Below are 12,421 nucleotides of genomic sequence, written 5' to 3' on the forward strand. Positions count from 1 at the left end.
TGTATTTCTAATTTCTGTAACCGTCATTATTTTCTGTATCATATCCGTTTCCAGAATCATTGGTCCAGTTATGAAAGCCGCCGTCAGCAGTTCCATCTCCTGGCAGTCTGTAGTCCAGTTCCCCATCCAGATCCCGATAAAATGCCACCATGGACATTTCCATATAAGGCATGATCCAGAAAAGTGCAATATAGAACGTGAACACAGATAATAACAAAAGCGGGATAAAGCTGAGATTCAGCTTCACATATCTCCAGATATTTCCCTTCATCAGCCTTGCGCTCTCTTTCAGTGCCTGGATTCCTCCAAGCTCTGTGTCATCCGCCATGAGAAAGTAGGTCATGGCAAATGGAAGGGAAATAAGAAAATTCAGCAAAGTGCTTACAGCCAGCAGTCCCAGAGTCATGGAAAGCCACTGGATCTGGGAATCCACAGTCAGTCCCGGATCTGTGGTAAAGCTCACATAATAGTAAGGGATTGCTGTGACCAGCTGGATCAGCGCCAGCACAAAGCCTGCAACGATCACCCTGTCTGGCTGGTTTTTGAAAAAGTAGCCCAGATCTCCCAGAGAAAACTCCTTTCCCCTGGAAATATTCAAAAGCATATACCCCAGACCAGCGGAAATGATCCCCACGATCAGTGACACCACCAGCATAAATACTTCACTGAGAACCAGATCCAGCGCGGATGTGCCAGAAAATAAATTGGTAGAAAGGATTGTTCCTAAAGTATTCAGACCATACACTGCCAGAAGCCCAAGGATCACAGTTCCAACATGTCCCTGCAATGCCTTTTTTGCCTGCAGTTTGATTTCCTTCGTACTTCTTTTTTTCATAATCATCATTCTCCTTTGCAGTGAAACAGCAGGCCGGGATTCTGATGCATCCCGGCCAGATATATTGCAGCACCATTTCGCTGTTTTCACTTTTTGCTCCATTAAGCCATGCCAGTTGTTCCCAATATAGCATTCTTCCATCTGACATCTGTAATTTTTTAATTACGCCGTTCTCTTGTTTCCCCAGAAAAACAGCGCTACCGTACCAGGACCTGTATGGCTTCCGATGGTAGTTCCGATGTTATTGATCTCAACCTTCCCATTTAATTTCGGGAAACGCTCTTCCACCAGCCTTGCCACTTCCCTGGCATCCTCTATACATGCGGACTGGGAAATATAACATTTCCCACTATAGTCAAGTCCGCCCTCAGCGTACTCTTCCATTTTGTCTACAACAGCCCGGATCACCTTTTTCTTGGTACGGATCTTAAATCTTGGGATCAGTTTTCCCTGATCATCCATATTCAGCAGCGGGCAGATATTCAGCATCGTGCCGAAAAAGCCGCTGGCCTTGGAAATACGGCCTCCTCTGATATAAAACGTAAGATCTGTGGAAAAAAACCAGTGATGCAGGTTCAGCTTGTGTTCCTCCGCCCAGGCATGAACCTCCTCAATGGGTCTGCCCTCATCCCGAAGGTCTGCAAGTTTATCCATAAAAAGCCCATATCCGGAGGATGCTCCCAGAGAATCCACCACCAGGATCTTACGCCCCGGATATTTTTCCTCCAGATCCGCTTTTGCAACGTTAGCTGAATTGATAACGCCAGAAATTCCTGAAGACAGGCAGACATGGAGCACATCTTTTCCCTCTTTCAGAAATCCTTCGAAATATTCTTCGAATTCATCTGCATTTACCTGGGAAGTCTTGGTGGATGCACCATCCTGCATGGCCTTATAAAATTGGTCAAATGGCATAGACTGTCCCAGATCATCTGCATATTCTTTTCCATTTAGTTCATAATGAAAGCAGATATAGGAAATATTTCTTTTCTCAAAATGTTCTTTCGTAAGGTCTGCTGTGGAACAGCAGCTGATCACATAGTCGCTCATATTTCCCTCCTGTTACTAATTTTGCAAAACCTCCAGATCGGGTTCTCCCTTATTCTGGAAGAATTTCATTTCTGTACGCAACACTTGCCACTGTATCCGGATCCTCATCCTTGTTAAACCAGAACTGTGCCCGGTTGTCAATCTTGGTATCTGCAGTCTTATAAATATTCAGGTAATCTCCGTCCTCATCACACGCATAGCCTTTTTCCTCTGCAGCTGCGATCAGGTCCGCCTTCTTCGCACCCAGGGTAAATCCACCGGAAAGAGTAAGGGTAAGAGCATCACTGTCGTAATTGCCTACCTCAAGCTCCCGTACAAAACAGTTCTCGATGGCAGTTGCATCCTGGGTAAAATTGTAAACACTGAAATGCACACTCTGGTTATTCTTCATCATGTCTACAAATTCCAGATCCCGGCCAGCCACATAAGCGCCATCTTCCACATCCTGAAGCTCCCAGCCATTCTCAAGGAATGCAGACACCGGAGCCGGAAGGGAATAAAGATCTCCGCAGAATTCCAACTGTGGAGCCAGCAGATCATCTCCCAGCTCAGTAGGAGCGGTATAGGAAGATACGATTTCTGGAACTTCCTCGCTTACACTTCCCTTGTCATATCCTTCTGGCTCTACGAAGTTACGCATATCTACCTGCTTCAGAGTATTGTCATCCTTATATACATAGAAATGAACTTCCTCGTAATAATCTTTCGAGTAGGAATACTTGGTATACAGGTCTCCCTCGTAAGTATCGCTTGGATCACCATAAGCAGCTTTGATATCATCAAAATTGGATTTTCCCATTACGATTCCGCCAGGCAGTTCTACAGGAGTAGCCGCCACATCAAAATCATAGCTTGCATCAATATCAATTCCTGCTACCAGACACTGGTTTAATGGCAGCTGGTTGATTCCAAGATTGATCACATCTACGGAAACGCGGTCGTCCCCTTTGTAAAAACTGATGGAACCATAGGAATTGGTTCCAACGCCCATCTCCGGGTCCTCGTTCTTGCCAAGTGTCCAGTCTGCTGCAAAATCCTGGTAATACATAGGGAACTGGTAAACCTTATCCCCGATCTTCACCTGAAAATCGTACAGGCTGTCGGACAGCTCTGTAACCGTTTCTGCACCAGCCTCAGGCTCATCAGCAGCCTCTCCTGCTGCCTCTGTAGTTTCGGCTTCCTGTGCCTCTGCATAAGCCGCGGACGGAACCGCACACAGGCACATTGCTGTAAAAAGCACTCCCAATACTTTTCTTTTCATACAGAAATTCCTCCTTAGAATGTATATTTGATCAGTCGGCAAGGCCGAAAGCATCGTGTACTGCATTCATAGCCCGGATTCCGTCTTTTTCGTTGATAAGGACGGTAATACGGATTTCAGATGTGGAGATCATATTAATGTTTACGCCTTCATTGTAAAGGCTCTCAAACATCTTGGCAGCCACGCCAGGATTGCTGAGCATACCGGAGCCAACAATGGAAAGCTTGGCGATATTGCGCTCAGAGTGAAGCTCCTTGAAGCCAAGGCGCTCCTGGCTCTCCTCCAGAGTGGCAACTGCATCATCCAGATCATCCTTATTTACGGTAAAAGAAATGTCCTTTGTTCCTGCACGTCCGATAGACTGCAGAATAACATCTACGTTAATATTTTTCTTTGCAAGGGTATCAAACACCTTAAATGCAACACCTGGCACATCACGAAGTCCCAACACCGCAATTCTTACAGCATCTGTATCCAGCGCAACACCGCTGATCAGCATTCTTTCCACGCTAACTACCTCCTTCACTACCGTTCCTTCACTGTTATTCAGGCTGGAGCGGACCACAAGGGGCACTCCGTATTTCTTCGCCATTTCCACAGAACGGTTGTGAAGTACACCCGCTCCTGACGTTGCCAGATCCAGCATCTCATCGTATGTGATTTCTTTCAGCTTTCTGGCATTTGGAACCTTACGCGGGTCGGCTGTGTAAACGCCGTCCACATCTGTATAGATCTCACAGGCATCTGCATGAAGTGCTGCTGCCAGTGCCACTGCAGTGGTATCAGAGCCGCCTCGTCCCAGAGTTGTGTAGTCATCGTATTTATCTACGCCCTGGAATCCGGTAACAATTACGATCCTGCGGGCATCCAGTTCCCGGCGGATACGCTCTGTATCGATTCTTTTTAATCTTGCATTCTGATGGCTGCTTGTGGTATGCATGGTCACCTGAAAGGCATTCAGGGAAACCGCCGGAACGCCCAGCTTGTGCATTACCATTGCCATCAGGGATACGGACATCTGCTCACCGATGGTAAGGAGCATATCCATCTCACGCTTCGGAGGCTTGTCGTCCATATCATGAGCCATACGGATCAGCTCATCTGTATATTTTCCCATGGCGGACAAAACCACCACCACGTCATTTCCTTTTTTATATTCTTCGATACAACGGTTGGCAACATTATACATTCTCTGTTTGTCCCCAACGGAAGTACCGCCGAATTTCTTAACTATCAGCATAGTTTTTCCTTTCACGCTGTCAGTTTTATTTTTATCTGCGCATACAGACAGTTTCGCGCAGCTGCCCATTACCTGAATAACTGCGGATTCATGTTATCAGTCTTTCACGCGGATCATGCCCAGAACATTCTCTCCAAGCGCTTTCACACGCTCTTTGTACTCGCCCTGTGTCATAAGTCTGGTAATAAAACCAAATTCTTCCGGAAGGGAATCCGGCTCGATCACAGCCTCAACCTTACCAAAAGCCTTATCCACTTCATCCAGGGAAGTATCCTTCACACGGACAAAGAAACGGCCTTCTACAGAATCCGGCTCCATCAGGGTCATCTCTTCATTGCTCCAGTTATTTGGAATGGTATCATGAAGATGCTTTGCAGCCTCCACAACGTCTGCTACAACTGCACTTGCAGTAGGAAGCTTGCCGGCTCCGCTTCCATAGAACATGGCATCGCCAAGCATGTTTCCATGTACAAAAATACTGTTGAACACTCCCTTTACGCCATAAAGAGGATTCTCCTGTCCTACAAGGAAAGGTGCTACAAGTGCGTAGAAGGAATCGTCTCCCAATTTCTTGCTTGTGCCAAGAAGCTTGATACTTCTGCCCATTTCTCTTGCGTATTCCATATCCTCTGGTGTGATCTTTGTAATTCCTTCTGTATAAACATTTTCAAAATTCAGGAATTTTCCATATGCCAGAGAGGAAAGAATGGCAATCTTACGGCATGCGTCCTGTCCTTCCACGTCAGCGGTAGGATCAGCCTCTGCGTAGCCTTTTCCCTGAGCCTCTTTCAGAACAGTATTGAAATCAGCGCCTTCTGTGATCATCTTATCCAGCATATAGTTAGTAGTTCCGTTCAGAATTCCGCTGACCTCATCGATCTCATCTGCGGTAAGAGAACCGTTGATGGCACGAATGATCGGGATTCCACCGCCACAGCTTGCCTCGAAAAGGAAGTTGATCTTTTTCTCTTTTGCAATTTCCATAAGCTCAGGACCGTATTGGGCAACCAGAGCTTTATTTGAGGTACACACACTCTTGCCGGCTTCAAGTGCTCTTTTTGTAAAAGTATAGGCAGCACCGGTTCCTCCCATTACTTCTACTACAATTTTAACTTCCGGATCGTTTACGATCTGCTCAAAGTCATGAACAAGAATCTCTTCTACCGGATCTCCAGGGAACTCACGAAGATCCAGTACATATTTGATCTTAATCTCTTCCCCGGCTCTTTTGTTAATCAATTCATGATTGGTGCGGATGACTTCTACTACACCGCTTCCAACTGTGCCATATCCTAACACTGCAATATTTATCATCTGTCCGTTACTCCCTGCCTAAAATTTTTAAATAATGGATTCCTTCCATCTGTTCAATGTCATCCACCATTGCCTCAGCATCCCCTTCTCCCTGAAGGATCTGCACACTTAAGGTAAGAGTGGCAATACCACTGATGGGAATACTCTGATGTATGGTCAGAATATTGCCATGGTTTTCTGCAATAGCCCGAAGAACATTGGATAAAATTCCCGGCTCATCATCCATCTGTATAATAAATGTGATGGTCTTTCCCTTGGCTTCCTCGTGGAAGGGAAAAATATCATCTTTATATTTATAGAAAGAGCTTCGGCTGATTCCCACAGCGTCTGCAGCTTCCTGAACCGTAGCTGCCCGCTTTGATTCCAGAAGCTTCTTCGCTGCAACTACATTCAGAAGCACCTCTGGCACAGCCCGCTCTTTTACTACAAAATATTTATTCTTATCTGTTGTCTTTGGCATCCTGCATTTCCTTCCACTTTCACTGCGCCCTGCAAATCTCTGCCATTACAGCCGCTGTATCCAGACATAATCCGGAAGCTGGTACCGTTCCCTTCGTGAACAGCAGCATGCTTTTATTGCTGTTCTGCAGGTCTCTTCGCAAGTGCGATCCATTTCAAATATGCATTAATAAAGATATCAATGGCACCATCCATAACTGCATCTACATTTCCGGTTTCTTCATTGGTACGGTGATCTTTGACCATGGTATATGGCTGCATAACGTAGGAACGGATCTGGTTGCCCCAGCCGATATCCGTTACTTCACCTCGGATTCCGGAAAGCTTGGCTTCTGCCTCCTGCTGTTTCAGAAGATATAACTTCGCCTTCAGCATCTGCATAGCCTTATCTTTATTCATATGCTGGGAACGCTCATTCTGACACTGTACCACGATTCCTGTTGGAAAATGAGTGATACGGATAGCGGATGAGGTCTTGTTGATATGCTGTCCGCCGGCACCACTGCTTCGGTAGGTATCAATACGGATGTCCTCATCATTGACTTCTACGTCCAGATCTTTCTCAATATCCGGCATTACATCGCAGGATACGAAAGAGGTCTGGCGCTTTCCAGCCGCATTGAACGGGGAAATACGTACCAGACGGTGAACACCTTTCTCAGACTTCAGAAGTCCGTATGCGTTCTCTCCGTTTACCTGGAAGGTAACAGATTTGATACCAGCTTCATCACCGTCCAGATAGTCCAGAACTTCAATTGAAAAGCCCTTGCGCTCAGCCCAGCGTGTATACATACGATACAGCATACTGCACCAGTCGCAGGCTTCTGTTCCACCAGCTCCTGCATTCAGTTTTATAATGGCATTCTCGCCGTCATACTCTCCTGAAAGAAGTGTCTTCACACGGATACTGTCAAACTGTGCCTGGAACTCATCCAGCATTTCCTGGATTTCTTCGATCATGGACGGATCATTTTCCTCATAGCTCATCTCGATCAGGGTCTCCATATCTTCTTTCTGGGTTACCAGATTCTGATAGGTTTCCATGTCGTCCTTCATACCCTTTAATTCTTTCATTTTCTTCTGGGATATTTCTGCATTGTCCCAGAAATCAGGCGCTTCCATTTCGCGCTCTAATTCTTCAACCCGCTTTTCTTTGTTAGCCAGGTCAAAGTGAATCCCTCACTTCCACTAATGGTTCTGTGTATGTTGCAAGAATGCTCTTGAACTGGTCTAATTCAACCATAGCTTCACCTTCTTTCTAATATTTCTGTGTAACTGTCCAGTGTTTTCTGAATCGTTACATTTCTTCAACAATGCCGCCGGCCTGGAATGTGTTTGAAAAATCATTCCCGCGATCCGCACGGCACACAGACTTTCAAACTATACAATAGCATATTCCGTGGGAAATTACAATAAAAAGCGATGTGGAAAGGAACAGCCACCCGTTACCGTTTCCTCTGTGAATAACAGTCATTCTCTCTGTTGCGATTTTTTCTCAAAAATGGATTTTAGAATAGGTTGAAAAATCTCTGTATTTCTTATATCATAAACTAATGGTTCGTTTGTGGAACATGGTTCTATGATATGATGATTTTGGTTAAAGCTATTAATGAAGAGGTATCATTTTTGAAGAAGAAAGAAGCGGTATTTATTGGTGCACTATTGGTTATTTCAGTGGTGCTTTGTATTTTTGTTTATGCGGTTCCACATGGAACTCATGGGTCGATCCAGATTACGGTGGATGGGGAACTTTATGGGACTTATTCACTGGCGGAGGATCAGGTGATCCAGATTGGGGATACCAATGTGTGTGAAATTAAGGACGGCGAGGTAAAGATGACAGAGGCGGACTGCCCGGATCATCTTTGCATGAAGCAGCCGGCAGTGGGCAGTGCAGGCGGATATATTGTGTGCCTGCCAAACAGAATAGTCATTCAGGGAGAGGGCGATTCAGATTCACAGGATTCCGAAAGTGGATTTGACGCAGTGGTGTAAGTGATGAATCAGAAAAAGACAGCGTATCTTGGGCTGTTTGCAGCCATTGCCATTATTTTCGGGTATGTGGAATCGTTGATTCCGTTTTTTGCGGGAATTCCGGGAATGAAACTAGGGCTTGCAAATCTGGCGGTGCTTTTTGTGCTGGAGAGGTATACGTGGAAAGAAGCGGCGCTGGTTTCCATTGTGAGAATTTTTATTATCGGTTTTATGTTTGGAAGCGGCTCCAGTATTATGTATAGCCTGGCGGGGGCGACCCTTAGTTTGATTGTGATGGTTTTTGTGAAAAATAAGATTGGATTCGGGCAGCTGGGTGTAAGTGTGGCTGGTGGCGTTTCCCATAACATCGGTCAGCTGCTGGTGGCGATTCCGGCAACGCATACGGTGGGACTGTTGTATTATTATGCTCCGGCGCTGATGGTGTCGGGAGTGATTACAGGACTGCTGATTGGAGTGCTGACGAAGGAAGTGCTTAAGAGGATTCCGTAATATGTTACCACCGTACGCATCTGGGCTGAATATATTCCACGCGGGGAGGCGCAACATTCCGCGGAGCTAACTGCTAACTGCGACTAAACATCTCAGGAGAGCCTTCGATGTTAAGTCTTCGTAAGCAGTGGATCTCCGCTCCATTAAAGGCGCGCCTTGAATGCCCCGCTTAGGAATATATTCAGCCCAAATGCTGTTGATTGAAAAAGAGCTCCTGACGATAGTTTTTGACTATCCTCTGGAGCTCTTTTCGTTATTCCGTAAGCTATCATTTTCTATGAATCTATCATGGACAACTTACGCTTCGTTTACTGTGTATCCGTCTTTCATTAATTCGAATTTATCCATCAATCCACTTGTCACATACACATTTTTGTCTTCATCTACGAATACGGCTTCTGCATCATATTTCTCTAAAAGAGGTTTCGCGGCGTCCAGACCCAGGACGAAGCAGGCAGTGGAGAGGCCGTCGGCCAGGTAACCCTGGTCGCAGACGATGGTGACGGAGGTGAGACCGTTCTGTACAGGATAGCCGGTCTTTGGATCCAGAATGTGGTGGTAGCGAATTCCATCTTCTATGAAGTATTTTTCGTAGTCGCCGGAGGTGGAAAGGAACTGGTTGGCGTCCAGGGTGATGGCTCCAAGATAGTCGCCTTCCGTGTCACGGGGATCGGTGAGGGCTACTTTCCAGGGGGAACCGTCTGGCTTTTCGCCGTAGGTCATGACACTGCTGCCACCAAGGTTCAGAATCATACCGAAAACGTCTGGCTGGGTTTGCAGGTAATCCATGATCTGGTCACAGCCCATGCCTTTTCCAACGGCACCAAGATCCAGGGTACAGCCATCAAGAAGGGTTACATTGTTTCCGTCCACCTGAATTTTCTCGTAGCCCACTTCGGGAAGAAGGGTGTCAATTTCGGACTGGTCCGGGACATGAGGATTCTCGCCGTCAATGTTCCACAGGCGGATGATCTTTCCAAGGGTGGGGTCAAAAGCACCGTCGGAATCCTGGGACAGTTGGCGGATTTTCTCAAGGTCGGCGGCAAGATCATCAGAGACTTCCATGGTCTTGCCTTCAGCATTGTTCAGCTGGGAAATCTGGGAGTTTTCCTCTGTCCAGGAAAGGAGGGTGGTTTCCATTTCGCGGAGCTTTTCGCCAATCTGAGTGTTGATGTCCTCGCCTGAGGTATAAAGGGTTTCGGAAACTACCGTGTCCATTGCGAAATCTGCGTTGGTGTATTTTTCTATGTCAGATGCATAAACAACTGTAGTTGTTTTTCCCAGTACTGTAGCAGAAATGACAGTGAGAAGCAGGCTGCCCCAGAGGATTCCTGCCGCACTTCTCTTTCTCAAATGCCTTCTCCCATTAAACATATCCAAGCAGGTAAGTGATTGACCTCTGGACTGCTTTTTATAATGTACCTTAATTAAATCGACTTCATTCTGAAATCTTACTTTACTTCTTTTTTTACTCATATCCTGTTCTTTCTGATTTTATTTTCTCTTATTTTCCAATAGCTTTCGCCCATCTTTTTCCAGCGCTTGTTTAAAAAAGGCTCTCATCTTTCGCCTTCGGAATCCCGATCCGGATATTCTTCTTCGGGCAGATTCCCTGGCAGGCGTGGCAGCAGATACATTCTCCTGAGAGAGGGGTATCACCGTCAATGTCCAGATGAGCAGGACAGCGCTTTTTGCAGGCTCCACATTTCGCCGGACAGGTGCCTCTGTCACGGTTGAACAGCGCAGAGGGCGCTATAGGCATTATAGCAAAAATTGCGCCCATTGGGCAGAGGAACTGGCAGAAAAATCTTTCCTGAGTGCACATTCCGATCATGAGCAGAATCAGCAGCACAATCCCCACCTTGTAGGCAGCACCGGGAAGTCTGCCAGCGGTGAGCATGGAAAACACATCCCAGGGGCTCATGCCCTGAAGCTTGCTGTACCAGCCGGTAAGGATAGATACAAGAAGCACCAGAAGCCAGATATATTTCACCTTCTGCAAAATGCGGATGGCTTTTTCTGAGTATCCGTGACGGCCTTTTTTATGAAAAACCTTCTGGCGGATAAACACAGTCAGCTCGTACAATGCATCCCCAAGGGAACCAAATGCGCAGGCATATCCGCAGAAATGCCGTCCGAACAGGCAGGTTACCACCAGCAGCACGGCAGTCACATCCAGAAAGGAATTCCAGCTGATTGCCTGATGTGCTGCGATTGCCTGAAAAACGGACTTCACGCCTGCGAATGCTGTGGAAAAAAGTGCCGGAGCAAAAATGAAAAACAGAAGCTGGATGCCGGCGCGGATCAGCCGGATTTTTCTCTGTCTCTTTTTCATTGATTTTCCGCCTTTCCAAGTGCATCATTTACAGCGTTGATAATTCCAGTGGAACTGAAGGTTGCTCCGGAAATGGTGTCAACATCTGTACTCTGGGCAGCCAGAATGGTACTGATCACGCCCTGTCCCTGGGAAAGGTATGCAGAGTCTTCGCCTGGTGCACTTACCACCTGAATGTCTGTAATCGTGTCATTTTCAAGTGTAACCTGAACCTGGATATTGCCGCCAAAGCCCTGGCCGTCTCCTGTGTAGGTCCCGTTTTTGTAGACAAGATCTTCACTTTCTTCCTCAGAAGAAGCGTCCTCAGCCTCTGTCTCATCTGTATTCTTGTCATCTTTTTTCGCGTCCTCGGAAGCATCCCCGGAAGCCGCTTCTTCCGTCTGGGCTTTCTGATTCTTCGCTTCCTCTTCTGCCTTTTTCTTCGCCTCTTCCTGCGCTTTTGCAGCCTCTTCAAGGGCACTTAATATCTCATCCTGCTGTTTTTCCAAGGCCTCCACTCTGGTTGTCAGACTGGCGATCTGCTGGTCTTTTTCGGTATCACTATCTTTTTTCTGCATGGAGTTGTAGCCAAGAACGACACCAACGATCAGAAGCAGACATAAAACTCTCATAATAAAACTCTGGTATTTCATGGGTTATGCTCCTTTTGCCTGATTTAATGCATTTCTAAATGCCTGAATAAATCCCTGGGAGGAATATGTGCATCCAGATACTGTATCTACACTGTCTGCGGACTGCTTTCCCATAACCTGTCCAAGAATTCCCTCCCAGGCTGTATCTGCATATTCTTCATCATCATAGGAAAAATAAGTTGCTCCCACAATCTGTCCTCCGGATATTGTTACGGTAACCTGTACACTGTCTGGTCCGTCATTGCCTTCTCCAATGCCAGTGTAGGTTCCATCTGTATATGCACCAGCAGGCACAGGCGTGGGTTCTGGCGTAGCTGTCGGTTCCGGCGTCACAGAATTCTCCGGTGTATCCGTCGGTTCCGGTGCAGAAGTTGGCGCTGGCGTTTCAGTAGGCTCTGGTACAGCTGTAGGCTCCGGTGCAGTCGTTGGTTCCGGAACAGAAGTCGGCTTTGGCGTATTTGTGGGTTCTGGCTTCTCGGTGGAATCCGGCGCCTCAGTGGGCTCTGGCGTTATTGAAGGCTGTACCTCTGTATTTTTTGCCTGCTCCAATGCTATTTTGGACGCATCCAGAATTCCCATAGAAGAAAATGTTGCACCACTTACAGTGTCAATTCCTTCTGTACTCTGCTTTTCCAGTATTTTAGGCTGTATGGATCTCCATGCCTTATTGAAAAAGCTTCTGGTATCTGAGTTTGTATTGGTTACTTCCGTAATTTTTCCGTCTTTAATTGTCAGTGTTATGTTAACCTTTCCGGAATATCCCATTGCAGACCCTGTATAGGTACCATCTTTCAAAAGCTTTACAACCGGC

Annotated in this window: 13 protein-coding genes; 2 read left to right on the forward strand and 11 right to left on the reverse strand. The window is 46.5% G+C overall.

Annotated features, from left to right (window positions below; translation table 11 throughout):
• Nucleotides 1–7: 7 nt before the first annotated feature.
• The 7 genes from AB5642_RS07410 to prfB form a co-directional block, all read right to left on the reverse strand.
• Nucleotides 8–835, reverse strand: a complete 828-nt coding sequence (locus tag AB5642_RS07410) for a DUF975 family protein (protein ID WP_173716544.1) — start codon at nucleotides 833–835, stop codon at nucleotides 8–10.
• A gap of 162 nt (nucleotides 836–997) precedes the next feature.
• Complete coding sequence (locus AB5642_RS07415) at nucleotides 998–1,885, reverse strand: DegV family protein (RefSeq protein ID WP_148461034.1); 888 nt, start codon at nucleotides 1,883–1,885, stop codon at nucleotides 998–1,000.
• 49 nt (nucleotides 1,886–1,934) lie between these two features.
• On the reverse strand, nucleotides 1,935–3,146 hold the full coding sequence (locus AB5642_RS07420; RefSeq protein WP_148461033.1) for a hypothetical protein: 1,212 nt from the start codon (nucleotides 3,144–3,146) through the stop codon (nucleotides 1,935–1,937).
• A gap of 31 nt (nucleotides 3,147–3,177) precedes the next feature.
• A complete protein-coding gene (locus AB5642_RS07425; protein ID WP_118580501.1) occupies nucleotides 3,178–4,386 on the reverse strand; it encodes an aspartate kinase in 1,209 nt (402 codons plus the stop codon).
• Nucleotides 4,387–4,482: 96 nt separating this feature from the next.
• Nucleotides 4,483–5,700 (reverse strand): homoserine dehydrogenase, encoded by a 1,218-nt coding sequence (locus AB5642_RS07430; RefSeq protein WP_173717866.1) that lies wholly within the window; start codon nucleotides 5,698–5,700, stop codon nucleotides 4,483–4,485.
• A 7-nt stretch (nucleotides 5,701–5,707) separates the two neighbouring features.
• Nucleotides 5,708–6,160: an ACT domain-containing protein gene (locus AB5642_RS07435; protein WP_118580364.1), complete on the reverse strand. Its 453-nt coding sequence runs from the start codon at nucleotides 6,158–6,160 to the stop codon at nucleotides 5,708–5,710.
• Nucleotides 6,161–6,273: 113 nt separating this feature from the next.
• Nucleotides 6,274–7,402, reverse strand: a protein-coding gene (gene prfB, locus AB5642_RS07440) for a peptide chain release factor 2 (RefSeq protein ID WP_118580361.1) whose coding sequence is annotated in 2 segments (ribosomal slippage) — nucleotides 6,274–7,326 and nucleotides 7,328–7,402 — 1,128 coding nt in all. Because the reading frame shifts where the segments join, the coding sequence is not laid out codon by codon here.
• A gap of 383 nt (nucleotides 7,403–7,785) precedes the next feature.
• Between prfB and AB5642_RS07445 the strand changes: the two genes are divergently transcribed.
• Both AB5642_RS07445 and AB5642_RS07450 read left to right on the forward strand, forming a co-directional pair.
• Nucleotides 7,786–8,154, forward strand: coding sequence for a NusG domain II-containing protein (locus AB5642_RS07445; RefSeq protein WP_243872611.1), 369 nt, complete (start codon nucleotides 7,786–7,788; stop codon nucleotides 8,152–8,154).
• 3 nt (nucleotides 8,155–8,157) lie between these two features.
• On the forward strand, nucleotides 8,158–8,643 hold the full coding sequence (locus tag AB5642_RS07450) for a Gx transporter family protein (protein ID WP_148461028.1): 486 nt from the start codon (nucleotides 8,158–8,160) through the stop codon (nucleotides 8,641–8,643).
• A gap of 297 nt (nucleotides 8,644–8,940) precedes the next feature.
• Here AB5642_RS07450 and AB5642_RS07455 read toward each other — a convergent pair whose 3' ends face one another.
• The 4 genes from AB5642_RS07455 to AB5642_RS07470 form a co-directional block, all read right to left on the reverse strand.
• Nucleotides 8,941–9,996, reverse strand: a complete 1,056-nt coding sequence (locus AB5642_RS07455; RefSeq protein WP_243872610.1) for an FAD:protein FMN transferase — start codon at nucleotides 9,994–9,996, stop codon at nucleotides 8,941–8,943.
• A gap of 193 nt (nucleotides 9,997–10,189) precedes the next feature.
• Nucleotides 10,190–10,978, reverse strand: coding sequence for a 4Fe-4S binding protein (locus AB5642_RS07460; RefSeq protein ID WP_173771554.1), 789 nt, complete (start codon nucleotides 10,976–10,978; stop codon nucleotides 10,190–10,192).
• A complete protein-coding gene (locus AB5642_RS07465) occupies nucleotides 10,975–11,610 on the reverse strand; it encodes an FMN-binding protein (protein WP_173716550.1) in 636 nt (211 codons plus the stop codon). The genes AB5642_RS07460 and AB5642_RS07465 overlap by 4 nt, the downstream gene beginning before the upstream one ends.
• 3 nt (nucleotides 11,611–11,613) lie before the next feature.
• On the reverse strand, nucleotides 11,614–12,421 hold an 808-nt coding region (locus tag AB5642_RS07470; RefSeq protein ID WP_368371520.1), incomplete at its 5' end, for an FMN-binding protein.

The organism is Ruminococcus sp. 1001136sp1_2201st1_G3_2201SCRN_220225 (assembly GCF_040924365.1).
Taxonomy (GTDB): domain Bacteria; phylum Bacillota; class Clostridia; order Lachnospirales; family Lachnospiraceae; genus Blautia_A; species Blautia_A faecis.

What these genes read in the sequence shown, in the direction of transcription:
- AB5642_RS07410 (WP_173716544.1), bottom strand. Translation starts at nt 835, where the DNA reads ATGAAAAAAAGAAGTACGAAGGAAATCAAACTGCAGGCAAAAAAGGCA.
- AB5642_RS07415 (WP_148461034.1), bottom strand. Translation starts at nt 1,885, where the DNA reads ATGAGCGACTATGTGATCAGCTGCTGTTCCACAGCAGACCTTACGAAA.
- AB5642_RS07420 (WP_148461033.1), bottom strand. Translation starts at nt 3,146, where the DNA reads ATGAAAAGAAAAGTATTGGGAGTGCTTTTTACAGCAATGTGCCTGTGT.
- AB5642_RS07425 (WP_118580501.1), bottom strand. Translation starts at nt 4,386, where the DNA reads ATGCTGATAGTTAAGAAATTCGGCGGTACTTCCGTTGGGGACAAACAG.
- AB5642_RS07430 (WP_173717866.1), bottom strand. Translation starts at nt 5,700, where the DNA reads ATGATAAATATTGCAGTGTTAGGATATGGCACAGTTGGAAGCGGTGTA.
- AB5642_RS07435 (WP_118580364.1), bottom strand. Translation starts at nt 6,160, where the DNA reads ATGCCAAAGACAACAGATAAGAATAAATATTTTGTAGTAAAAGAGCGG.
- AB5642_RS07450 (WP_148461028.1), top strand. Translation starts at nt 8,158, where the DNA reads ATGAATCAGAAAAAGACAGCGTATCTTGGGCTGTTTGCAGCCATTGCC.
- AB5642_RS07460 (WP_173771554.1), bottom strand. Translation starts at nt 10,978, where the DNA reads ATGAAAAAGAGACAGAGAAAAATCCGGCTGATCCGCGCCGGCATCCAG.
- AB5642_RS07465 (WP_173716550.1), bottom strand. Translation starts at nt 11,610, where the DNA reads ATGAAATACCAGAGTTTTATTATGAGAGTTTTATGTCTGCTTCTGATC.